This window comes from Lysinibacillus sp. C5.1, from assembly GCF_016350185.1.
Taxonomy (GTDB): domain Bacteria; phylum Bacillota; class Bacilli; order Bacillales_A; family Planococcaceae; genus Lysinibacillus; species Lysinibacillus sphaericus.
On sequence record NZ_CP066226.1, the window covers coordinates 3,728,915 to 3,752,997 of the forward strand.

Consider the following 24,083-nt stretch of genomic DNA (forward strand, 5'->3'; position numbering starts at 1 on the left):
GCCATTTTGTATGCATCATACGCTCGCCTCAAGTTCTTCAAGAAGCCCAAAAACAAGACAATATAATTGTGCTAACACTTCGTCAAACGGCTGCTGCTCACTAAATCCATCGAGTGCATCTAACGCAAGATTCACTTCCCAAAGCCCATCTTCCCCAGAAAACACCACACTATAGGTCATCTGCTTATGTTGCAAATGTGCTGTAAAATAGGAATGCAAAAACGCACTATACTTCTTTTGCAATCGCAGTCCAAACATGGCACTGTACACACCAAACGCCCCATCAAATTCAAGCGCAAACGAATCCACACGGATCACATCCAAACGTTCAGACGTCACATACATAAATTCATTCGCATGCTCTTTTAAATAATGCACAGGCTTTGTTAGAAAAGAAGCCGTTTCTTCCCCTAGTAATTCTTCCGTTTCCTTATGGCAACGTTCAATCACGTCAAATGACAAAGAAATTGTTTCTACTGTTGCATCCTCGTCTAACAATTCGTGCTTTTGGGCGTATGTCTTTTCTACATCTAGTAATTTACTATGGGCTTGCTCATTTATTATTGTTTCAATTTGATTTTTTAACACTTAGTATCCTGCTCCATTCGATTGGTTTAGGTATAAGTATAGCTTAGGAAGGGTGGGGTATGGGGATAATTTATAAATAGGATTTCCCCCAATTGGTTCAAATTATCAAACTAAATCCTTCAGACTTTTTCCATTTCTATCTTTCCATTCAGTCAACCCATTCGCACTTCGCCCCGTTACAATATCAGCAGCTGCCGACGGGCTAGTAAATAAAAGATCTTCCATTACTACAAATTCATCATTAACAACTTTCACTTTTTCTGTATGTAAAAAATCATTTCTTTTTGCTAATAAACGCTCTGAATACGAATTTACAATGCTATTTGCAATTTTAGATCCCTTTAATACGACAAAACCTTCTTGTGTTTGGATACCTTTAGCATCCACACCACGAGTCGATTTTATAGATAAAACATCATCTGCATTAACTTCTGAGCTATCTTTGATCTCTTCAAATAATTTATGGCCCAATGTATTGACCATCATTACAAGATTGCTAATATATTCATCCATTTCTGCACGGTCTGCTTCAGAAATGGATGGCATGGGAGGGATATTGCCATTCATTAGAAAGTAACGATTTGCAACTTTAGCTTTTTCATATAACTTGTTTTCAATGTACTTAATATGAGCTTTATTTAGATTCTCATCTTTACTTATAAATACAATCACTTCATTCCAAAAATCTTTTTCACGCAAATGGCTTTGTAATCGAGTATAAACTTCCTCTGCTTCCCCTATGTATACAGCCTCTTTATCATCAATATTTCGACCAAATAACATATACACACCAGTAGAATTCAAATTAGGACGATCCAAGCATTTTTTCACTTCAGTTCTAGGAATTCTATACGCCAGCCCCGTCCAGTTAGATAATTCACACGTTAATCTTCCACTTGGGTCTCCATCAATCAAAAACATTTTGATTGTTTTGCCGAAAGTCATTTTAATCACTCCTATTGATTCATATCCACAATTTACTTTCACACACCCACTAGATTTTGCTCCTCAATACCCGACACACCTAAACTATAAAAACGCTCTAAAATTTTATTAAAAAATTCGATTCTTCGATATTCGGTATTTTGGAAAACTGCCATTCGATATTTGTCGCGCTCAAATCGTGCACCTCATCTTTTTTTTATTTATAGGTCATTTATAACCTTATTTTTTATGATTATTTTACCACTAAATTATGTTTTCTAACTTCTAATTTTAGAATAAATTTACTAATTGTTGAGTAATATGCCTTAGTTTCTACATTTCAGGTTCATCTAAAAAACTCTTCCTTAATAACTCAATAAATATTAAAAATGCAGGGAAGCTTTAACGCCTCCCTGCTTAATGAAATATATATTTCCGATGCCATCTAAAATACAGCTTATTCTCTTCATACCTTGAAACTTTCATCTTTTGGTGAATGTTATACATTCCATAGTCTGTGGTTGGAATCCTTTCTGAAATGTGAATTAAGCCCGTTCCATCAAATGTAATATAACCTTGATCGTATAACGCATCATGATTACAGCAAAGCAATACACCATTATACGGATCTAAGCGTTCTTCATTCGAACTCTCGCGCCAAGGCTTTGAATGGCTTGCACGTAAAAGAGCCGATAGCTTGATACCGCAAAGTGCACATTGATGATTCCATAAAGGTAATAAAGTTGCTTTAAATTTCTCTTGGCCAATACGAATTTTACGTTTCGCTTCAGCTTCTGTTTCTGTAATCACAGGAATAAGCGTATTTCGTTCTGTCCGTACTACAGTTCCAATCGCAAATTCTAGCTGTTCATCATCTACTTGATAAATATTCATATCACTAATAATATCCAGCAGCTTGATTGCTAGCTCTTCATTACAGGGATATAGGTAACCTTGGTTTCCATCCCCATCTTGCTGAAAAGCTGAATATTTAACAGGCAATAACATTTTTAACTCATTAAAATAATCTTTAATCGTTAATGAATGTTCTAATTCATGATATTGCAGCTTTACGAGAAAACCTTTTTCTTCCCATTGGTCATATGATGTCATTGACGTAGGCTTTATGCCTTCCTCACAATTAGACAAAGCAATGCTAATTGCGACGATCTTACCTTTTACATAATGAAACATACGGTCTCCCTCGTTCACTTCCATCATACGTCGCCATGAGTGCGGAGTGTTTCCGCCTTTATCTTTTTGTGGTGACCAAATGATTTGTGCTTCTTTTTCTTCTTGATAGGTATACCCTTGCATAACGATGTAGTGGTTCATTTTGTGCTCCTGTTCTATTATTCATTACTTCTATTATAACTAAAGTACAATTTCATTTGATCAATAGAATGAATGTATTTCTTTTGTTCTTGTACCATTTCTTTTTAATAACGTACTTATTTTTAATCCCGTCATCATATGAGACCTTTGTTTTTAGTATGCTTTTGATTATTTTTACTTTTTTGTTCACCTTCCAGATAAATCTTATCCTCAAAAATAAGAAAAACCTAAGCATTATTTATAAAACTAGGCTTTAAGGAATATGATTGAGTTCGTCTATGAGATGTAATATGCTACTAAAATAAGCTAAACTTAAATTATTAAAAAGAAAAAAGGTGATATATTATGAAAAAAACTGTCCATGTCGTTGGTGCGATTATCGAAAATGAAAAAAATGAAATCTTCTGTGCCCTAAGAAGTCCAGAAATGGATTTAGCAAATCACTGGGAATTTCCTGGTGGGAAAATTGAAATTGGAGAAACACCTGAACAAGCGTTAAAACGAGAAATTCAGGAGGAATTTGCTTGTACGATTGAAGTAGGTGCAAAAGTAGAAGATACAACATATGAATATGAAAGAGTAATTGTTAGACTCGAAACATACAAAGCAAAATTAGAAGAAGGACAACCAAATGCATTAGAACATGCTGCCACGAAATGGGTTACACGAGATAAACTTACACAGTTGAATTTCGCCCCTGCGGATGTCCCTGCAGTAGTGAAGATTACAAATGAAGCAAAATAAAATGAATGAAATGATGTGAATTTATATGGAGCAATTGCAACTGATTCAAAAAATCGAAAACTCTCTTTACAAGGGGTTTATCGATCAAAACAAGACTGTCACTGCACAATTTAAACCAAAACTTCTAACAAACAAGCATCATGAAACTGTCTTATCGACAATACTTCAAGAATTAAAAACATGTAAGACATTTATTTTTTCAGTCGCCTTTATTACTGAGGGGGGTTTAGCAACCTTAAAAACAATGCTTTACGACTTAAAGCAAAAAGGAATTAATGGACGCATTTTAACGTCAACGTTTCTAAACTTTAACCAGCCGAAAATGTTTAAAGAGCTTCTTAAACTTGAAAACGTTGAAGTGAGAGTATCTAGTGAAAAAGGTTTTCATTCAAAAGGCTATATTTTTGAACATCCAGACTACTACTCTTTAATTGTCGGAAGCTCCAATTTAACTGATAGTGCTTTAAAAGCAAACTATGAGTGGAATGTATTTTTAACTTCATTAGTAAATGGAGAAATTATTAATCAATTAAAAAATCAATTTGAAGATGCTTGGAATAAAGCGCTTCCTTTAAAAGAAGAATGGATTGCTAATTACAAACAACATTACGAGTTACAGCCTCTTGTTAAATATACTACTTCGAATACATTAGAACTAAATGCTGAATATTTAACAAATACGCTTAAAGAAAGCTTAACAATTCAACCAAATAAAATGCAAACAGCTGCATTAGAACAATTATATACGCTTCGTGCAACAGGCGCTAAAAAAGGATTAATTATCTCTGCAACAGGTACAGGTAAAACGTATTTATCTGCTTTTGATGTTCGAAGCTTTTCTCCAAAAAAAATGCTATTTATTGTACATCGTGAGCAAATCTTAAAGAAAGCGATGCAAGATTATCGGAAAATTCTTGGTGGAAATGAAGATGATTTTGGCATTCTTTCCGGTACTTCAAAAGATATTCATGCTAAATATTTATTTGCAACAATCCAAACAATTTCAAGGGACGGATACTTACAACAATTTTCGAAAGATCAATTTGATTATGTGTTGATAGATGAGGTTCATAAAGCAGGTGCTGAATCCTATTTAAAAATTATCAATTATTTTACTCCAAATTTCTTACTTGGTATGACCGCAACACCTGAACGAACAGATAGATTCAATATTTATGAGTTGTTTGATTACAACATCGCCTATGAAATCCGTCTACAAGCAGCCCTTGAAGAAGAGATGCTCTGCCCTTTCCATTATTTCGGTGTTTTGGACTACGAAAAAGATGGAATAACTATTGATGATGCAACAGAACTTCAAAAATTAGTATCTTCAGAACGTGTAAAACATATTATTGAAAAGATTAATTATTATGGCTATTCAGGTGATCATATTCGCGGATTAATGTTTTGTAGTTCCAAGGAGGAAGTTCATGAACTTTCTACTTCTTTAAACAGTGAAGGTCTTAAAACGATTGGTTTAACTGGTGATAATTCTCAAAATGAACGCGAAGAAGCAATTCAAAAATTGAATAGTGGTGAACTGGAGTATATTTTAACAGTTGATATTTTTAACGAAGGCATTGATATCCCATACTTAAATCAAATCGTAATGCTTCGCCAAACGCAATCGAGCATTATATTTATACAACAGCTTGGTCGTGGTCTACGTAAACACAATTCTAAAGAGTATGTAACAATTATTGATTTTATTGGAAACTATAAAAATAACTATCTAATTCCGATCGCACTCTCTGGGGACCAAACTATGAACAAAGATAACATCCGCCGAAAAACGGTAAATACAGACTATATACACGGTGTATCGACGATAAACTTCGAGGAAATTGCCAAAAAGAAAATTTTTGATGCTATTAACAATACAAATTTATCGACATTAAAAACTTTACGGGATGCTTATACAGAAATGAAAAACCGTTTGGGTCGAATCCCTTTCCTCATTGACTTTATTGAGCAAAACTCAATCGACCCCGAAGTTATTATAGGGTATGCAGATAACTATTATAGTTTCATATTGAAAATGAAAGAGTCCATTCCTTCTCTCACTGAATACGAACTTTCTGTTTTAACAATGTTTTCAAAAGAGTTTTTGAATGGAAAACGAATACACGAAATTCTTTTAATTGAAACGTTACTTTCTACTGATTCCATTTCCAGAGAGTCTTTCGTTCGAAAATTAGAGGAATTTGGAACATATGCAGATGATGCAACAATTCAATCAGTTGAAAACATGTTCTCACTAAAATTCCATGTTCAAAATGACGTGAAAAAGTATAAATTTAAGCCAATTATTGAAACCTCTGATGGACACTATCAATTTAACAAGGAAATTCAAGAGAGTTTGAGAAATTCGTATTTCAAAGTACATATTGAGGATATTGTAAAATGCGCTTATGAAAAAAATAAAAAGTATGATAAAACAAAAGCGATGACGTTATTTGAGAAATATTCTCGTAGGGATGCTTGCCGATTATTGAATTGGCCACATGATGATTCATCAACCATATACGGTTACCGCGCAAAGCATAACACTTGTCCAATCTTTGTTACATATCATAAAAAGGATGAAGTCGAAACAAGCCAAGCTTATGGTGATGAATTTTTAGCACCCGAATTATTTAGATGGTTCACCCGTAATCGCTTAACACTGGAGTCCAGTGAAGTAAAGAACATCTTAAATTATAAAAAGTCAGGGATGGAAATTCATCTATTTACGAAAAAAGATGACGGTGAAGGCACAGATTTCTATTATCTGGGTGAGGCAGACATTGCAGAAGGTAGTGCAAAAAACGAAGTAATGCCTGATGGGAAAGGAAATCATCTATCTGTCGTTACAATGAATTTAATACTAAAACAACCTGTACATTATGATATTTATCATTATTTAGTTGGTGAATAGAAGTTAAACTCGAAGTGAATTAATTGCTTCGGTTTTTCCCATCTTTATTTCTCCCTGCTTATACAAAGCATAAATTTTTTAATAATAATAATGGAGTGAGACAATGACACACTCCATTATATATTATTTTTATCTAAACTTATTTTATTAAATACTCAATCCGCACTTACATATGATAAGGTTTATCGAAAATAATGAAAGTGCAGTTCTCTTCTGAGTTCATATCTATTTATATCCATTCACCGTAGCCTTTTTTCTCTTTTTTCTCTGTGATTTAGCTTTTTTAATTTCTACTTCCCATTCTTTAACTTTTTCGCTATTAGGATTATCATTTATTTTCTTTTGGAATATCTTTATATGTCTATTAAGTTCAGCCAAACTAAACTTATGGAGACGGCGGGTGTTCTACCTATTAAATCAGAAAACCCTGTAATATCAACGTTTACAAGGCTTTTTGTTCCACTTAATAATGCTCTTACAAAGGTTTTAATAAGGTTTTACTAAATTTGCTTACGGAGACGATAAATAGAGAAGTTATCTTACAGCATTACCATAATGAAAATTACTTGGAGCAATTACGGACCTTACAACAGGTATAATGACTTTTCCTTCTTTCGCTGCTATTTCAAATTCTTCTTGAACGCCATCTTCATTAATCAACTTTCCATCTTTGATTTTGTTTCCAAACCCCTGCTCCAGCAAAAATAGCAACACGTCCATCATTTAATTCTTTAGTATATTCTTTAATGAAATTTCTAATATCTCAATTCATAATTTCATCCTAATACTGGTTTAAGCAGATTTGAATTAATCTTAAATTGTGCATACAAGCAATCCAATGGGTGCATATTTTCCCCTCTAACTACATTTTCGCCATGTTTCTTTAGCCAAAAATCTAAATTCTTATCATTTAATTCAATTAAATTATTTAAATACTGCTGTACCTCGTAAGCAATATCTAGAGATCTTGCTTCATTAAATATTGTACTTTCTCTAGTTATATATTTTTCCCTACTAGGTTGTGTTTTTCTAATTAGATTAGAATAAACAAGTTCCGAATAAATCCATGGAGATTTTGTTGTTTGTTGTATGGTTTCAGATACTGGACTAATCGAATTTGGGGTATTAATAAAAATTAAAGCTTCTGTTCTATCGACCATCTTTAAAAGGGCCATAGACAACATCATATGTACATGACTTGTTGAATAATTCCTACGATTGTAATCATACATGTGGTTAGTTTTATCGTAACAATAATCATCATCTATTTGTTTAAGTAATTCATTTGAGTAACCCCAAATTGAAGAATCAATAAAAGCTATTAAACCGAACTTTTCATTTAACCATCCTGCAATTCCTAAAACTTCATCTAAATCATTATGAGAATGAGATAAGAATACATCTGATTTCACTTGTGGAAACCAATCCTCTTCAAGTTTTTTTCCATTAATAGTGGTCGTACCTGAATAAAAATATCTTTTAAGTTCAGTCTGAATTCTGTTTTTTTGTTGGTTAAAGATATCTTCCCCCCTTTTCTTATATTGAGAAAAATCTTTTATGGTATCTAAGTTAAATCCTAAGTACATATCCATACCCCCATTCCATTTATTTAATACTCTAACAATTAGAACAGATGTTTTCAATTAAAAAATATCAATTCCTATAAAAAATATCTATACTTCTTTATTAATAGAGAATCTTAATATTTTACTCTACAAAATTAAAAAATCAGTAATCGAATGAACGGTACTGATCTTTATCCATGCCGAATGTGATTGATTATAAGTTAAAACAATAAAATATTATTTTTCAAAAAATTTCAACTAACATTTTTACTTAGATGATTATATGGGTCTAATTCAAACATGTTGATTCAAATGTCTTCATTTCTTAATGCTATTAGGTGCTTTTCTTGTATACTACTTTTCTAAACCTAGGAGATGTCCCAAACATAATTGAATTACTTAATACTTTGTTAATTTATTGATTATTTTAATTACAGTTTCAATTAGTTCTTGTTCAGATTTTGAGGAATCACCTAAATCCTTATATAAAGATTGGAGAGAGTCGTTTTTAACATACTTTTCCAAATCATTCATAACAATTTTCCATAATCTAAGTGCAGTAAAGCCTGTAGCTCCAATCGGTATAGGAATACTTCCATTTTGAATTGAAATATTAAATTCCTCTTCCATACCATTTGCTAGTATAGTTTCACCGGTCGTTTTGTCCTTTTTATTACCAAAAATAAATAAAGAAATTCCTACATTTGAAAGCATTTCCTCACGATAGCGTGTCCATAATTCATTTAAAGGAATTTCGCCTGATGAGTTTTGAGGAAAAGGTCGTGATTTTAATCTATCTTCAACATGCTTTTCCTTTCTTTCATAAATCTCTTCTAATGCTCCAGCTATGATACAACTTCCAATTCCAAGACCAAAACCAGATACTATATTATTCCCATTTCTAATTATTGCTTTACTAAGATTAGTACTAAATTGAAAAGCTTTATTTTCCCCCCATTCCCCAAAATCAGAGGCACTACCAGAAATAAAAATGTTCTTTCTCCTAACGAGATTCTCTATATGTTGTAGTATCGTTGTAATTTCCTCATACTCATCTACTAAGAGTACGTTTATTCTGTAACGCTTCAAATCTTTAATTTTCAGTTCTTGTTTTATTTCAGCGTACTTAAATTCATCCGTTGTCTTATAATCCTTTTGATTTACTTTTTTCATAAAACAATAATGATTCCTCGAATTTTCACCTAATAGAATTCTTATTCTACTAAGAATATAAGATAGATTAGGATCATCGAAACTAAAACCAATAAACAAAAAAGTTTTAGAAACTAAATCGCCCTGAAGTGCTGTACTAAACAATTTCCGTTTAAGGTCATAGCCCTCATAGTCATCTTTAGTTAATACAGCTTCATGAGATAAAGAGCTGTCACCATGCATTTTATATACAATAACATCTGTATTAGGCATTGTATAACTTAAATTTTCAGGTACAATTTTTGTGTCAACTTTCTTATTATTAGCTTCTAAGTTACATTCAATTAACTTATCGTAGTTAGTTGTCCAATAAGTTTTTATTGGAAGGCGTGCTAAAATATTATGGTTATTTGTAACTCTCACATCTTTAGTAAATTCATCTATAAGGATTTGATTAATTTTCCCTCTTCCTTCAAACTCATTTACATGATACTGAGCTAAAGCTATTAAATCCGATTCTTTATCAATATTTAGACCAAGATCTTCAGCGATCTCCCTCATTAACTCCTTCCAATTTACATATCCTGCGGGCTGAGATAATCCTGCACCTGCAAATATAGTAGCATTTGACTCATTTAACGCCTTAACATAAGTACGAATAAACTCTTTAATTTTTGGAGAAAACACTTCCTAACCCACCCCTTATAATTATTTTTAATAACTAAACTGTTTTAATAATGTTATAGTTTGAAATGTTTTTATTAATATCTATTGAGATATTAATATATTTATCAATATTATCTTTAAAATCTTCCCATTTAACGACTTTTATATAAGAATGTTCACCAATATACACTTGATTATCATCACTATGGTTGTTACAGTCATTGAAAATCGGTGATTTAATATTGAACATATTATTTTTTAAAATTTTAAATAATGTATTTGTTTTATATGTCCAACAATTACAATATGAGCAAGTATTTTCTTCAATAAAGTAATCATAACTATTATTTTCATCTGGTAAAACCACTGCGAGTAATGTGTTTGAGTGACTAGTTCTACCGTTTCTAGTAATTTCCTTAAGAGAGTATGAGATTTCCCACGGAATCCATTGGTCTGCTTCCTCGTTAGAATCCTTCATATTTTTAGAAATAAGAACGATGGTAATACTACTGTCAAAAATCTTATTCCTAAGTTTAGATTCAATAGTCTCATCTTTAAATTTGCTAAGATCTTCCCCATCAGCTTCACCTTTATTAATATGATCTTCATCATCAAGTCTTTGTTGTAGCTCATCAACATAATCTCTTACTGTTGTATCAGAATTGTTATTTATTGAGTAAACACTACTGTCAGCATATTTATATGAAACAAAAATTTTTCTACCCATTTTAATTCTCCTTATAAATTGTAATTGGTTACTTTGACTAATTATCCATTAATTTCTTCTAAATATAATTTCTTTTTTTAAATAAGTATCTGTAACATAATCTGTATAATAACCTGCATCCATCCACGCAATTGCTTGTGAATGATCGTAGTTGTTAGACCACCAAGCTTCTGCATGATTATACGCTGACGGTGGTAATTTAAAACCTAACAGAGTTTCTATTTGTTCAAAAGTTAATCGTACTTCGCCACTATTCCTTCCTTTTAAATATTGAAATAGTTTTTTGTATTTATCTCCTTTAACCACGAACAATTCTCCTTTCTATTATTTTTATTAGATAATATTTCCACTTCATTTATTATATCATCCCGACACCCAACGACACAATATATAGAATTAATTTATTTTATAACACACAATATATAGATTTCACTTAAATATTCGAACTTTATGTAATCGTATTTGGTTTTGTGATTTTTTTATATTATCTTTTCTAATCCTAATAGTTCTCCTCTTCATCCTGTTCAAATATCACAAATTTCTTTATACTTATTATATCTATATGTAAATATATGTATTTACCAAATTGTAATTAAGTTCTTTTTCATTGTTAAAAGAGGTGAGCAAATGTTCGTAGCAATCGATCAAAACAGGGAGAAACAATTTGCCTTTCCTGATGATAAGGTACGCTTAAAATCTTTATCGGCTACAAAAAAACTTTATTGTCCAAACTGCCAAAAGCAAGTCTTCTTTCGTGGAGGGCCAAAGCGTATACATCACTTTTACCATGAAGCTCATGTTGAATGTAGTTTTGTTGGGGAGCCTGAAACACAGGAACATCTTGGAGGTAAATTAGCAATTTATAATTGGTTAAAAGAGCAATATCCAAATGCCTATGTCGCATTAGAAGAACGAATCACTAAGACAAATCAAATTGCGGATGTATATGCGGATTTTGGTAATGATCAAAGGTTTGCATTTGAGGTACAGTGCGCAGAGCAAACAGCTGAAAAGTGGCTAGAACGTCGTAAACTCTATGCTATAGCGGGTATAACAGACATATGGCTATTTGGTGCTAATTATTATAAAGAAATTGATTCTGAATATATTGTGGAAGGCGAAATTGTTCTCCGATTAAAGTACTTACAGCAAACTGTTAATGAAAAAGAGCGTAGTGTTTACTTTATTGATGTGAAAAATAATCTCGTAAAACATATAGGAAAATTTTTCGGTATTTCCTATCGCACCGAAACAAGAGCTTCTATAAAGATGCAGCAAATCCCTATTAATGAAATGAAAATTTATAAGATCCCATCACCTTGTAAATACGTTTTAGGAAATAAACTTTCATATGAAAAGCTTCAAGAATATTTTATAGCTAGAACCAAGGAAGCAGCAGAACTATGGCATGAACGTAAGAAGCAAAACGCCATAACAATGGAAAGAATCCAACAAAGACAAGAGCAGCGAAAGAGATTCAATCTATATAAAAAGTATTTGAATAACTTTAGTATAGAAAAAGTATTGCAGCGGATGTCACATAGGGAACAAGTTCTATTTAAACAATTAATAAAGGAATATGGTTTGACCGATTCAAATTTCCCTGGCATCTTCAATATTCAAATGCAAGATTATAAATTTATTCATACACCTTATCCTTTGTGGCAATTGCTAGTATTTCATAAAGCTATTAAGCATAATTACAGTAAAAAACAATTGATCTTTTCTAAATATTTATTTCAGGATATAAAGGCACAACTCAGATATGATATTACAGACAGTAAAGAAGTTGCTACTTTAATTCACAGCTATCTTGTTCTCCTAGAGAAGTGTGGATTTTTGGACAAAAAAACGTTTTATCGCAAGTATACGCATCCATTCACAATCGAAAACAATATATTACCAATCGTTAATAAAAAAGAACTGAATGCAAATGTTGCTATGTATTTTTCTGAATTTAATTTATTAAAAATTGGATGGGGCGATTACTACAGTACTCAAGTATTTATTAAAGATGAGGAACAAGAAATTTTAGAAAATGCTGTAGCCTATTATCAAAATCTCGTAATTAATAAAATGAATTCCCCTCTACATATTGAAGAAGGCTTAATTAAATGGTTACACCAAACTGCTTTGAACCATTCTATCCAATTAGAAGCACATGAAAAAGAGTTTATCGATTATTTAAATCGCCTAGTTCTAGAGGGTGAATTTATTTCACAGGCAGTATTTGATACATTTATTGCACTGTTAGAAGTAAAATTTAATTAATTTTAATGAGTTAGTGTAATTCATCACTATGAACTTCTAAATTAATCCTCAATATTGTTAAAAATTCTAATAATGAATATTCAATTTCTTACTCACTACTACGAACAAATGTTTTGTAATTGATTAAAATTAACAAGGGAATGTCCAACCCACAAGGTGACTTTTTGGTCGCTTTTTTAGAGTTGGAGTTTTTTCGTTAGGAGGAAGATAATATGCAAGACGAGAACTTAATTTTTTCACTGGAGAGAAGAAGAGTTTATCATTAAATTATGTAAAAATAAGGAGGTGGAGCGTGAAAAGAATGGTCTATATTTGGCTCTACTAAAAATGGGGAAACAAGAACGATTAAAATTAATGAAAAGACATTACAGTATTTAGCTGATTGTAAAGAAGAACAAGCTAAACTTTTTAAAGAAAAGTAATAAATTCAAATACTAAAAAGCAGCTCGTTTTCTCAAATGGGACTAACGGTATCCACGATCCAAACATAACCATTCAATGGTTAACTCTTTTTCTAAAAAACATAACCTTGAACATATAATACCTATGGATTACGTCAGACACAATGTTTCCCTATTCTAAATTCAATTTTCATATTATATATTTATACATTATTTACATATTCTTTTAAAATATTATTAGCGTTTAATATCATTGCTAAGTTCTTTTGTACAACATTGTCCCTTTAGAATCTCATTACAGTTATCTGGCTGTATAGGATTGACGGCTAAACTTGCAGCATCACCAAGAATTAGAATGGTAGTAATTACAGCAAAGATAGAAAACACCTTCTCAATGTTAAAATCCTTTCTTAATTCTTTTTCATACTCCATACTGGTAAAAAGCTCTCCTAGTTTTCTCAAATAGAAAAGCAATCAATGCTACCATGATTGTAATAACCACAAGAATAAACATTAAATTTGCCTCTACAAATGTTGCTTCCATACAAAAAACTATAAATACAACAGCGGTAAAAAATGCTGCTATAGTTAACAAGAATGACTTACCAATAGTGAATGTAATAAATAACAACAAACCTATACGAGAATTCCCACTAGCATTAAGAGCTAGTATCATTGCTGCTTTAGCCCAGTTAGAAATTCCCATTTTATCCCTAAACACTTTGATTTTATCTATCACATTTTCCTCTCTTTCTGAAAACACAGCAAGTATTTTTCTAATGGCAAAGTGAATAAAAACCGAATCCCCCTTGCCGTTTGAACTCGTATTTTAAGTAACATAAATTTTTCACTACCCCTTGAGGGTTGATTGTCTTAATGCTTACTTCCCTCTTCATCTTGATTCTTAAAATTGTTCCCGTCTCAGTTATTTTTTCTGACGTAACTTTTGATACTATTTCTTGTTCTCGTAAAATATGAACAAGGTTAGGATCGTCTGCAACCATTAACCTATATATTCCCCCACTCGCAAGTAGTAAAGTAATCTGACCGCTTGACGGTGGTAAAGGTGGTTACTTACCGCTTATAGCGCGGTATTGTTTGTCCTACGCAATTATCTTATCCAGTACTTTCTATTAAAGTACCTGCGATTAGCATGAGTCCGATTCAAAATCAGACTCATGCCAATACAACTTTTTTAGTTGCCTTCTGATAAAGAGTTTATATATAAGTTACTTGTTCAACTCATTTATAAATTTTGAACCTAGTAGTGTGACGACTGAGTGATCAGTTGCGTCACCTTCGATAATTACTCCGAAAGAGCTTTTTACATCAACTGGGATATCAACTTCAATTACATTGTAATCTTTTGAGAGTGTGTAGGTTTTTAATATTTCACCATCTCCAACAAAACTAATAGTAAATGGTGTTTGGTTTGTGTATTCATAATCATCCATCGTAGGTGAATAAGATAAGGTCGTTTGGTATCGATCCACCTTTTCTATAGAATTAAAAGATACTCCATGAATTACAAAATTAGTATAGAATTTAGAATGAACACCCATCTGTTCTTCATTTTCACCAAAAGCTACCCAAAATACCTCTTTATATTGTTTTTCAGAATTTACATCCGGAAAGGCATTTCCTTTGTTTACTTCTTCATCCGTATAAATATGAGTGTTATATCTCAGGTTATTTTCATTCTCAAGTATCTCTAACTTGAAATCAGTTTGTATAAAAGAATTAGTATGTATATGTTCAGTATCATCTGCTGCAAAAGCAACTAAGGCAAATAATAAAGAAAAAACGATCCTTATAGCAAGGATAAGTATATTAGTAATAAAGCAAAAATTTACCAGTTTACTTTTATTCCTTACACTTTTTAGTGAAAATGTGTAAATTAGAATTAACCCACTAAAAATAAGCGCTTTAATGAAATGATTTTCTGAAAGAATATTAAAAAAGATATCAAAAGTAGAAGGTAAAACTACTATTTTCATAATGATAAATTCATATGCTGGTCTAAGTGTTTTTCCGATAGTTTCATACAAATTAATCATAAAGTATGCTACAGCATCTACAATTGTAACTAATATTCCAAAAGCGACTGTCAAAATAGCAAAAACACCTAATATACAGCCAATCCCTCTAAAATCCTCGCCATCGTATATTGCTCCACTATTCCCTTTACTTGTAAAAAATATTTTTGCCATATAATTCCTTCCTCCCATAAAAATATAATATAACATTTTTTATAAATAGTAACAATGTTATAGATTTCTGTAAATGAAATTACATGTCTTACCACTTTTTATTGCTAATACATTTAACCATCTAGGTAATACTTGGAGAAAAACCTAAAAATTGATATAATCCACTTATAATAATTGTGTTTTGATAAGGTAAACGGGACTTTGACCTCACCCTAACTACGCACCAAATGCATGAGAAAAAAGGAGGATTTTTATTGAACACCCCAAAATTTAGCTGTCGAGGAAAAGTTCGTCGTGAAGAAATAGTTAAACAATATAATCTAAAAATAATTGCTCATACAAAATTGCTAAATGGCCAATCTAAAAAGAGTAGTGCTGGAGGCGAGTGTACTGATGAATATTACACATTTCAATATGAAAATAAAAATCAGGCAAAGAAATATGATAATGGAACATTCCTTTGTGGCTATGCGGCAGCTGAACACTTTATGGCCCTTACAAACTTGGAGGATATTCCATTATTTAACCCACTTTTAGGAATAAGTTCATCTAACACTACCGAATCATCTTCTGGTGGTATTTCACCACCGCGTGACGATATTAAATGGAACCCAATCGCAGAACAATTTCATAATGCTATCAATCTCATCATCGTCTGCTGGAATATTCCTATCTACGGAAAACTAGCTCGTTACAAGGCAGATGTAATGAAATACTATTATAATTACCCCGCCGATTGGAAAATCGAATCTCTGAATGATGTGATAGGAAAGGACAAAAAGAATCGTACACTTACAAAAATGGTTGAAGATCTAAGGATAGATAACCCTACATTAAAAAATTTTAGTTTTAACCTTCTAGAAGCGAAATTAAGTACTATGGACATTAAGTCGAATTTCTAATTGAACCAATACTTCTTGTACAAAAAACACCCCACTTCAAAATGAACTGCACCCCAATTGTTAGACACATCTAACAATTGGAGGTGCAGTTTTTAATGGCAAAATATACTGCAGAGGAAAAATTACAAGCAGCTTTACGATACTTAGAAGGCAAAGAAAGTTCACATGAAATTGCTAAATCGATTGGGACAGATCATAAGGCTATTCTTAACTGGGCTAAACAATATGAGTATAACGGTGTTGAAGCGTTTATAAAATCATATACAAACTATACAGCACAGTTTAAACTAGACGTACTAAACTTCATGATTGAGCACGGCACGTCCTTAATAGAAACAGCGGCTATCTTTGGTATAGCAGCTCCATCGTCCATTATTCATTGGCGAAAACAGTTTGAAACAAAAGGATTCGATGCCCTTCAATCAAAGGAAAAGGGGCGTCCATCCATGAAAAAAGAAACCAATAAACAACCAAAACATACACCAGTAGAAGGCTCACCAGAAGCACTTCAAGCTCGTATCAAGCAGCTTGAAATGGAAAACGAGTATTTAAAAAAGTTGAACGCCTTAGTTCAAGCCAAAGAAACATCACCAAAGAAGACAAAGTAAAGGTCATCTATGAATTAAGGCATAAATACTCGGTGAAGGCACTTGTCGAATTCGCACAGATTCCACGTAGTACGTATTATGACATAGTGAAGAAACTGAATCGTCCCGATCCAGATACCGACTTAAAGGCTGAAATTCAATCCATCTATAACGAACATGAAGGGCGTTACGGATACCGTCGCATTCGTGATGAACTCGCAAATCGTGGACGAAGAGTGAATCATAAGAAAGTACAACGTATCATGAAAACACTTCGTTTAAAGTGCGTAGTCAGAATGAAAAAGTATAAATCATATAAAGGGACAGTCGGTAAAATCGCACCGAATATTTTAGACCGCAAATTTACAGCTGAAGCCCCTAATGAAAAGTGGGTAACAGATATTTCAGAGTTTAAATTGTTTGGTGAAAAACTCTATTTATCCCCTGTTTTAGACTTATTTAACGGAGAAATTATTACTTACACAATTGGTCATCGACCAACGTATTCACTTGTCTCAGAAATGTTGGAGAAAGCATTAGAGAAGTTACCAGAGGAACGCCAATTACTGATGCATTCCGATCAAGGCTGGCATTATCAAATGAAGCAATACCGTCACGCACTTGCATCAAAAGGCATTGTGCAAAGTATGTCACGTAAAGGCAACTGTTATGACAACTCGGTGATGGAGAATTTCTTTGGGATTTTGAAATCGGAATTCCTTTATTTAAAGGAGTTCGAAAGTGTTGAGCATTTTAAATTGGAACTTGAAAACTATATAACGTATTACAATACGAAACGAATTAAGGCAAAATTAAAACTGAGTCCGGTACAATACCGAACTCAGTTTACCCAAGCTGCCTAAATGAAATAACCGTGTCTAACTTTTAGGGGTCACTTCAAAACTGGACCGGGGTGTTTTAATATGTTTGATAAAATTTTATGTTTCTCGCACTAACTATGTATTGAAAAAACAGCTTCAACTTCTCAGAATAAAAGCGCGTTTTCTCAGTAAAACAAATCTATCAACCAGTTTCTTTCGATTGATATTGCTTCAGACGTTCATCTAAAACAGAAATTTTAGAATGCTATATTGCCTTTAAAAAAATTTATGGACATTCGCTTTAGACTCAATATTAAAGGCACACAAATAGACACAACTAAGTGCTCCTTCATGTCCTGCTGTATCAATACCTTATGCTAGTCCACTTACTATTATATAACTTAATGACCGGTGCCAGGCACAGATACAATTTCCATAGAAAAAGGAAATAAACATTAATAAATAAACGTTTATTACTTTCAAATTGTGTGAGTACCTAGCACGAATATTACAACTTCCCCCTATTATATTTCCCAATAATCTTAATAGTCTCATCAGCTACCCGACTGCCAAGAGTTGCATAGAGTTGTTTTTCTCCAACAATATAAAATTCTTCCTTAGCACGGGTGGCAGCAACGTTCATGATGTTGGGATCTGAAACTGCCCACGAAGCTGCTCCTTTGCTTTTTGTGTCTGCACCAAGTACTAAATATACAATTTTAGCTTCTTTTCCTTGAAATGTATGAACTGTGCCAACGTTTGTGACGCGCCCCTCTTCTCGTTGAGTAAAATGTATTTGATCTAATATCTTTATTAATTGGTTTGCTACATTGCGAAAAGGTGTAATTACGTATATCTCATTGGCTAATTCAGGCTTCTCAACTAGTTGGAATTTAATTAAATCTCTTAGCATTTCGCCTTGTTCTTTTACGTATTTATCACGCGCATTTCCTTTTACATCAATCCAAACAGCTTTTCCAATAGCCTCAGATTTTTCCTTTCCTTGTACCATCAGCCCGTTGTATGAAATTGAGTTTGAAATCGAAAACATTGGCTCATTGCATCTTCTATGAACCCATAGCGGAATTCCTACCCACTCATCTTCATTTTTGAAATAACCGAATTGACCGGCAGCGTCGGTTAACGTTTGGGTTGATGCATCAGATGAAACATATCTCTCATCGGCAAGATAATGTTTTCCAATTAAATTTAAAACGTTTGAGTCTAATGTTAAGACTGGTTTAATTTGTGATGGATCGCCGACAACTACTATTTTTCTGCTTCTAAAAATTGCGCCAACGCTTGCTTGTGGAAGTGCTTGTCCAGCCTCATCGATAAATAAATAGCCCAGACTATTTTCATCTAGTGCATTAAACATGCGGCTAAAGCTTGCAAAGGTTGTGCTAATGATTGGGACTGCGAAATTAATCCATTGCCAGGCTTCTCTCACAATAATTTGTCCGGTTACTCTACCAGCATATTCACCTTGTTTATTCCAAATAATCGCTGCCGCATTTAAGTTTTTTACGTTGTCGTATAAAAACTGTTTACGTACTTTTAAAGCTAATATAAAAAGCTTAGTTTGTATGTCACGAAATTTTTCAGTAAACCATGGATTCGATTTTTGTAAATCTTCATAAGCTAAATCAAATTGTATACCTCTTATATTATGCGCCTTTAGCTCCATTTCTAAATTACGAATTTGTTCTCTAATTTTATTTAATTTATCCATTTCATTATTTAACCAATTATTGAATTCCGCAACTTTCATTTGTTTCTCATTTGTTAGTTTTAGTAATAAATTTTTTGTAGTATTCATACACTGTTCATTTTTTTCCTTGAGCTTTAAAAGGTTGCTTCGTTTCAAAATCAATTGTTGTAACTCTTCATTTGCTTCATTTAATTGTTTAAAATAACGATTAATTTTAGCTCTAAAAAATAATCTCTGTAACCAAATAAAACTCGGTTTTTGAGATTGGATCACCTCGAAATTTCTTTCAGCCTGCGCTCGAGTGAAATCTAAATCTTCTACTTGGTGATAATATGAATGATGATTATTACTTAGATTGTTTAATTCCTCTTCAAGTGCATCGATTTTCCCTGAAACCTCATTTACAAACAAATCTAATTCTTGCTTTTTTGCTTGCTCTTTAATTTTAAGGTCTTGTTCTTTCTGAGCTAATTCAGGCTTTAGGTTGCGAAGTTTGTAAATTTTTTCACTCAGCTGTTGAATCTTTTGTCTTTCATAGCTTGCTTTTTGGTACATAACTTTAAACTCTTCATAAATTTTTGGTTCGGGGGTATAATTTTCCTTTAAATCTTTTATGATAGATTCTATTGTTAGCATTAATTGCTCCATATTCGAAGCTTTGCCACCCTCTAAAGAGAACGCCCCCCAGTTTTCATGACCTTTGAAGGTAGATTTAATTTCAAACGTATTACCACTAAACTTTTTCTCTAAATGGCAGTTTGAAATGTGAGTGAAATAATTTACATTTTGTATGGCCTCAATAAATTCTTTATCGATTTCTTTGATTTTCGGTAGCTCATTTACAATATTTTGAACGGCACCGTTATTGGAGCTAGCTACAATAATATTTTTTTCGGAAATCGCTTTTGGTAAACTACCAAATTTGGCAGTTTTATAATATATAATAGTTGGCTCGACACTTTTCTTTGAACTTGAAACTATTTCAATGGCTTGTTGAACAATTAAATCCGAAAATATTTCTTTTAATAGTGTTGTTTTGCCAGTACCGGGGGGACCATTTACACTTATAATTTTATTTTTATCATTCAACGCTAAATTAACTGCAGCTTGTTGCATAAAGGAGAGAGCAAATGAAGTATTACTTGGAAATCTACCTAATGGATAATATTTCGGTTGCAGAACAGTTTCCTCAAAAATTGTCGGATTAAAAAAGGCTGAATGTTTATTACTATCTAGATTATATTTCGTTCCGCTAAACCCTTTTATATATTGATTTAAATTGTCGTTATTCAGTAGCTTCGCTCGGTTTAAATCTGCTATAAAAAAAGAATGTAAGTTTACATCACCATTTTCGATATCCGTTAAATATTTGAAGCGAAAATTATCAGGTGTCACATTATATCGAATAAATAATTCATTAAACATTGCATTAAAATTTTCTTCAAATCTGCGACTCAAAATTTCCTTAAATTCATTTTCAACTTTTCGTAAATCTTCAGGCAAATCTCCTTTATTACGAATGTAACCACTGATTGTTAAAAATAAATAATCCTCTAAAAATTCCATTTCATGATTGAAATAAAGAGCAATCGTAAATTTTTCGGATTTTGCGATGTCTTCATCTGTTTTTTTTATTTTATATTTTTCCCTTAAAATATCTACAACTTCCTCAAAATCAAAAATCCCAAAATACATTACAACACCCGATTTAATAAATCTCTTCTCAGAAAGGTGACTTTTTCTTTTCTGTCTTTCAATATATTCTATAAAAAATCTTTTCCAATCTGGTGCAGGTCCATATAGCAAATCATACGTTTTATCTTTTTTACTAATAGAACCTTCTGATAGCTGTTCTATAGTTATCCATGCATCCAATATATTACGATTATTATTCATCCTTAAACTCACCTATAAGAAAATTTTATTATCTCTCTTTATTGATTCGACTCTATTATGAATTTCCCTCTTGTTTGTTTTCTAGCATTTCCTCTTAATACCTAATTCGTAAATTTGATTGTGTAATATCAAAATTTATTTTTTGCTAGCACATTAAAATTCCACTTCAATTTTTGAAACGATTTCGTTCAATTTAAATTTTGATGGTTGTTCCCAAAAGCGAGAGGGTAATTCTTTGTAGTTTGGAATATCACTATCTAAATCTGTCACTAAATAAAGCTTAAAACTATTTGGGTGTTGTTTGGCGAATTTTAATTCTCCAGGTGTCAAAATAAATGAATTGTTTGTGCTCGTTTATTTGTCTTACGAAATAGTTCCTTATTAATGACGTAATTAATTTCATAATTACTTTCTAAAGAATCTATAAAAGCCTGTGTTATCAATTCAAATAAAGTAGTTTTAGCTGTACTATTTTCTCCAATTAAAATTGAAAGTCTTAATTTAACCTCGCCTTTTACATCCGCTACTTCGGAAGTGGGAAATTTCAAACTAAAATTCTTCAAATTTTTAAAACTATTTATATATATACTTTCTATAAACATAAAATACTCTTTATTTTGTTTATTAAATGACTTATTTTCTCACTTATTTCTGCAATCATTTATATTCCTCTATCAGTAAATAAAATATTTTTATTTAGCCTTTTCAACCGCTACTAAATGTTTTTTCTTTATTTGATTAATTGTGAATACATGACCAGTACTCTCTTTTAAATCTTTAATTGTATATAACCAACCGCCAGCATTATTAGCTGGCGGTTGCGGTTCATTTGGAAGTTCACAAAGCAAACTTAAAAGATAAAATTTATACTTTTGTGCCTTATCGAAATCAAAATCCCTATACCGATCAACAATATAGTTAACAACACTATCTTTAATTATGTCAGGGATATCTATTTTTTTAATTTCGCTGTTCCATTCCTTCATTTCTATAGATAACGTTTTATTAATTCTATAAATTTTATCCATTACACCACCATTTGGTTTTCGAAATGTTATGTATTTTGTAGTTGAATAGTTATAACCGCTAGATATTGGATGGGCATGAACATAATATTTTCCAATCAAATGTATAGTGTCTCTTGCTGGAACTGATAATACAATGGCGTTCTCATCAACTGATTTTTCTGTTTTAAAATCTGCTCCCCAAGAATCGTCTATTTTTTGCGTTTCTTTATGGGTTTCTTTGTAACCCTCTATAATTTCTTGCTCTCTTTGTATTCGTTCAATTGTTATTGCCCAATCAACCAATTGTTTTATTAACCCATTAGCATATGAACTAAATTTTTCAACCTCAGAATCTTCGTCAAAGAATAATAGTAATTCATGATTTTTGTTCAATCCTTTATTCGTAAAGTTAGCAGATCCAACAAAGCAATGTTTTAAGTCAATAAGATAAGCCTTTGAATGTAAATCTTTCAAAGCAAAAATTTGTACACCATTTTCAACAAGTAATTTTAATGCTTCTAAACTGCTAGCTTTTTCTATAAAAGCTTTTCTTTCAAATCTAGTAATTATTTTGCAATCTATATTTTTATCTTTTATTATCTGAACGAATTTTTCTGCAATATTAAAGCTTATAAAAGGGCTAATAATAATTGTATTTTCTTCACACATTTCTATATATTTGAATAACTCTTGCTCTAAATTATTTTTTAATAAATCCATCTTCTTCAACCCTTTAGTTTTTATATGTATATTTTACTATAAATCCCATATAAAAAATTAACTAATTAATTTTTTATGTTAAAGATCCAATTAGCAGAAAACAAAAGGAATAGAGTAACTCTTGTAATACGCAAGAATTTGCACTTTTTTTCAAACTCGAACTTATTATCCTTTTTGTTTGGCTAGCATCATTTTTTGTTTCACTAATCTAGCTCGTGTTTTTTCTAACTGATTAAAATAACCCTGCAAATTAAGTGATACATCTGGGCATAGTTCATATAGCTTCATTTTTTTAAGCTTGAAAATTAATAACTCTTTATCAATATCTTTAATCGAACGAATTATTTCATTAATTTCTTCGCGTACACTCTTAACTTCAGCTAATCGTAATTCTTGCTGTTTTTCTGAGATCATTTTTTTCGCCTTATCAATTTCATTTTGTTCAAGTAAAGTAAGAATAATATGAATAAACTCGAACTTATTCATTTTCAGCAATAGCCTCTATAATAACTTTTTCAAACGTTTCCGCAGCAATTTTTTTTGACTCTATATCTAAATCTTTATTCATTAAAATCGGTGCAAGTTTGCCTAATAGGTCACTTACAATTTCACCTTTTGTTACAATCATCTTTCGGTTTTCTTTTAAAGTGGCCACTTCACGCTTTGTTTCTGCTTTAAAATGTCGAATTTCCGCATCCATTTCTAGTACTTTCGCTTTACTAGTTTGACGGACAGAAATGATATCAACGATTTTGCTACCAACCTTCACCAAATCCGTAACTGTTTCGACTTTCTTCATATTTAATTCATGGTTATTTTTAATTTGTATTTTTTCTAGTTCATTATCTTGTTTTTGTGATGTTGCAACATTACCATCAATTATTTCACCTTTATAAATAACTTCTTCTAAATCTAAACTTCTACGACGATTACTCATAT

The 24,083-nt window shown here is 31.8% G+C and carries 21 protein-coding genes; 5 read left to right on the top strand and 16 right to left on the bottom strand.

Annotation, left to right across the window (positions count from 1 at the left end):
• Positions 1–15: 15 nt before the first annotated feature.
• The 3 genes from I5435_RS18315 to I5435_RS18325 form a co-directional block, all read right to left on the bottom strand.
• On the bottom strand, positions 16–588 hold the full coding sequence (locus I5435_RS18315) for a branched-chain amino acid aminotransferase (RefSeq protein WP_337982719.1): 573 nt from the start codon (positions 586–588) through the stop codon (positions 16–18).
• 105 nt (positions 589–693) lie between these two features.
• The gene (locus tag I5435_RS18320; protein ID WP_337982720.1) at positions 694–1,533 is read right to left on the bottom strand and encodes a GIY-YIG nuclease family protein; all 840 of its coding nucleotides are present in this window, start codon (positions 1,531–1,533) and stop codon (positions 694–696) included.
• Positions 1,534–1,929: 396 nt separating this feature from the next.
• Positions 1,930–2,847 (bottom strand): HNH endonuclease, encoded by a 918-nt coding sequence (locus I5435_RS18325; RefSeq protein WP_337982721.1) that lies wholly within the window; start codon positions 2,845–2,847, stop codon positions 1,930–1,932.
• Positions 2,848–3,192: 345 nt separating this feature from the next.
• Here I5435_RS18325 and mutT point away from each other — a divergent pair, with 345 nt between their 5' ends.
• Positions 3,193–3,591 carry an 8-oxo-dGTP diphosphatase MutT gene (mutT, locus tag I5435_RS18330; protein ID WP_337982722.1) on the top strand — a complete coding sequence of 133 codons (399 nt, stop codon included), beginning with the start codon at positions 3,193–3,195 and terminating at the stop codon, positions 3,589–3,591.
• A 25-nt stretch (positions 3,592–3,616) separates the two neighbouring features.
• The gene (locus tag I5435_RS18335) at positions 3,617–6,508 is read left to right on the top strand and encodes a DEAD/DEAH box helicase (RefSeq protein ID WP_337982723.1); all 2,892 of its coding nucleotides are present in this window, start codon (positions 3,617–3,619) and stop codon (positions 6,506–6,508) included.
• A 534-nt stretch (positions 6,509–7,042) separates the two neighbouring features.
• Here the strand turns inward: I5435_RS18335 and I5435_RS18340 are convergent.
• The 5 genes from I5435_RS18340 to I5435_RS18360 form a co-directional block, all read right to left on the bottom strand.
• Entirely contained in the window at positions 7,043–7,228 is a 186-nt protein-coding gene (locus I5435_RS18340; protein WP_337982724.1) for a hypothetical protein, read from the bottom strand.
• A gap of 56 nt (positions 7,229–7,284) precedes the next feature.
• A complete protein-coding gene (locus I5435_RS18345; RefSeq protein WP_337982725.1) occupies positions 7,285–8,094 on the bottom strand; it encodes a hypothetical protein in 810 nt (269 codons plus the stop codon).
• 378 nt (positions 8,095–8,472) lie between these two features.
• On the bottom strand, positions 8,473–9,912 hold the full coding sequence (locus I5435_RS18350; RefSeq protein ID WP_337982726.1) for an SIR2 family protein: 1,440 nt from the start codon (positions 9,910–9,912) through the stop codon (positions 8,473–8,475).
• Positions 9,913–9,946: 34 nt separating this feature from the next.
• Positions 9,947–10,618, bottom strand: coding sequence for a TIR domain-containing protein (locus I5435_RS18355; RefSeq protein WP_337982727.1), 672 nt, complete (start codon positions 10,616–10,618; stop codon positions 9,947–9,949).
• 48 nt (positions 10,619–10,666) lie between these two features.
• A complete protein-coding gene (locus I5435_RS18360) occupies positions 10,667–10,924 on the bottom strand; it encodes a DUF7662 domain-containing protein (RefSeq protein WP_337982728.1) in 258 nt (85 codons plus the stop codon).
• 321 nt (positions 10,925–11,245) lie between these two features.
• Here I5435_RS18360 and I5435_RS18365 point away from each other — a divergent pair, with 321 nt between their 5' ends.
• On the top strand, positions 11,246–12,889 hold the full coding sequence (locus tag I5435_RS18365) for a competence protein CoiA (protein ID WP_337982729.1): 1,644 nt from the start codon (positions 11,246–11,248) through the stop codon (positions 12,887–12,889).
• 638 nt (positions 12,890–13,527) lie between these two features.
• On the opposite strand, the gene I5435_RS18370 is transcribed toward I5435_RS18365, so the two are convergent.
• From I5435_RS18370 to I5435_RS18380, 3 genes are all read right to left on the bottom strand, one after another.
• Positions 13,528–13,722 carry a hypothetical protein gene (locus I5435_RS18370; protein WP_337982730.1) on the bottom strand — a complete coding sequence of 65 codons (195 nt, stop codon included), beginning with the start codon at positions 13,720–13,722 and terminating at the stop codon, positions 13,528–13,530.
• Positions 13,712–14,029 (bottom strand): hypothetical protein, encoded by a 318-nt coding sequence (locus tag I5435_RS18375; protein ID WP_337982731.1) that lies wholly within the window; start codon positions 14,027–14,029, stop codon positions 13,712–13,714. The genes I5435_RS18370 and I5435_RS18375 overlap by 11 nt, the downstream gene beginning before the upstream one ends.
• Positions 14,030–14,519: 490 nt before the next feature.
• The gene (locus I5435_RS18380) at positions 14,520–15,500 is read right to left on the bottom strand and encodes a hypothetical protein (protein WP_337982732.1); all 981 of its coding nucleotides are present in this window, start codon (positions 15,498–15,500) and stop codon (positions 14,520–14,522) included.
• A gap of 254 nt (positions 15,501–15,754) precedes the next feature.
• On the opposite strand from I5435_RS18380, the gene I5435_RS18385 reads away from it, so the two are divergent.
• A complete protein-coding gene (locus I5435_RS18385) occupies positions 15,755–16,402 on the top strand; it encodes a hypothetical protein (RefSeq protein ID WP_337982733.1) in 648 nt (215 codons plus the stop codon).
• A gap of 95 nt (positions 16,403–16,497) precedes the next feature.
• Positions 16,498–17,852 (top strand): IS3 family transposase gene (locus I5435_RS18390; protein WP_337982349.1). Its coding sequence is split into 2 segments (ribosomal slippage): positions 16,498–16,951 and positions 16,951–17,852, totalling 1,356 coding nucleotides; the frame shifts between segments, so codons are not numbered across the junction.
• A gap of 466 nt (positions 17,853–18,318) precedes the next feature.
• Here I5435_RS18390 and I5435_RS18395 read toward each other — a convergent pair.
• The 5 genes from I5435_RS18395 to I5435_RS18415 form a co-directional block, all read right to left on the bottom strand.
• Positions 18,319–21,417, bottom strand: a complete 3,099-nt coding sequence (locus tag I5435_RS18395; protein ID WP_337982734.1) for a DEAD/DEAH box helicase — start codon at positions 21,415–21,417, stop codon at positions 18,319–18,321.
• 326 nt (positions 21,418–21,743) lie between these two features.
• Complete coding sequence (locus tag I5435_RS18400) at positions 21,744–22,019, bottom strand: hypothetical protein (protein WP_337982735.1); 276 nt, start codon at positions 22,017–22,019, stop codon at positions 21,744–21,746.
• Between the two features lie 90 nt (positions 22,020–22,109).
• On the bottom strand, positions 22,110–23,144 hold the full coding sequence (locus I5435_RS18405; RefSeq protein ID WP_337982736.1) for a phospholipase D family protein: 1,035 nt from the start codon (positions 23,142–23,144) through the stop codon (positions 22,110–22,112).
• Positions 23,145–23,309: 165 nt separating this feature from the next.
• On the bottom strand, positions 23,310–23,630 hold the full coding sequence (locus I5435_RS18410; RefSeq protein ID WP_337982737.1) for a hypothetical protein: 321 nt from the start codon (positions 23,628–23,630) through the stop codon (positions 23,310–23,312).
• A complete protein-coding gene (locus I5435_RS18415; RefSeq protein ID WP_337982738.1) occupies positions 23,623–24,081 on the bottom strand; it encodes a hypothetical protein in 459 nt (152 codons plus the stop codon). The genes I5435_RS18410 and I5435_RS18415 overlap by 8 nt, the downstream gene beginning before the upstream one ends.
• Positions 24,082–24,083: the final 2 nt, after the last annotated feature.

Excerpts from the sequence above, each read along its gene's own strand:
- I5435_RS18320 (WP_337982720.1), bottom strand. The coding sequence starts at position 1,533 with ATGACTTTCGGCAAAACAATCAAAATGTTTTTGATTGATGGAGACCCA.
- I5435_RS18325 (WP_337982721.1), bottom strand. The coding sequence starts at position 2,847 with ATGAACCACTACATCGTTATGCAAGGGTATACCTATCAAGAAGAAAAA.
- mutT (WP_337982722.1), top strand. The coding sequence starts at position 3,193 with ATGAAAAAAACTGTCCATGTCGTTGGTGCGATTATCGAAAATGAAAAA.
- I5435_RS18335 (WP_337982723.1), top strand. The coding sequence starts at position 3,617 with ATGGAGCAATTGCAACTGATTCAAAAAATCGAAAACTCTCTTTACAAG.
- I5435_RS18340 (WP_337982724.1), bottom strand. The coding sequence starts at position 7,228 with ATGGACGTGTTGCTATTTTTGCTGGAGCAGGGGTTTGGAAACAAAATC.
- I5435_RS18345 (WP_337982725.1), bottom strand. The coding sequence starts at position 8,094 with ATGTACTTAGGATTTAACTTAGATACCATAAAAGATTTTTCTCAATAT.
- I5435_RS18355 (WP_337982727.1), bottom strand. The coding sequence starts at position 10,618 with ATGGGTAGAAAAATTTTTGTTTCATATAAATATGCTGACAGTAGTGTT.
- I5435_RS18365 (WP_337982729.1), top strand. The coding sequence starts at position 11,246 with ATGTTCGTAGCAATCGATCAAAACAGGGAGAAACAATTTGCCTTTCCT.
- I5435_RS18370 (WP_337982730.1), bottom strand. The coding sequence starts at position 13,722 with ATGGAGTATGAAAAAGAATTAAGAAAGGATTTTAACATTGAGAAGGTG.
- I5435_RS18380 (WP_337982732.1), bottom strand. The coding sequence starts at position 15,500 with ATGGCAAAAATATTTTTTACAAGTAAAGGGAATAGTGGAGCAATATAC.
- I5435_RS18395 (WP_337982734.1), bottom strand. The coding sequence starts at position 21,417 with ATGAATAATAATCGTAATATATTGGATGCATGGATAACTATAGAACAG.
- I5435_RS18400 (WP_337982735.1), bottom strand. The coding sequence starts at position 22,019 with ATGTTTATAGAAAGTATATATATAAATAGTTTTAAAAATTTGAAGAAT.
- I5435_RS18405 (WP_337982736.1), bottom strand. The coding sequence starts at position 23,144 with ATGGATTTATTAAAAAATAATTTAGAGCAAGAGTTATTCAAATATATA.
- I5435_RS18410 (WP_337982737.1), bottom strand. The coding sequence starts at position 23,630 with ATGAATAAGTTCGAGTTTATTCATATTATTCTTACTTTACTTGAACAA.
- I5435_RS18415 (WP_337982738.1), bottom strand. The coding sequence starts at position 24,081 with ATGAGTAATCGTCGTAGAAGTTTAGATTTAGAAGAAGTTATTTATAAA.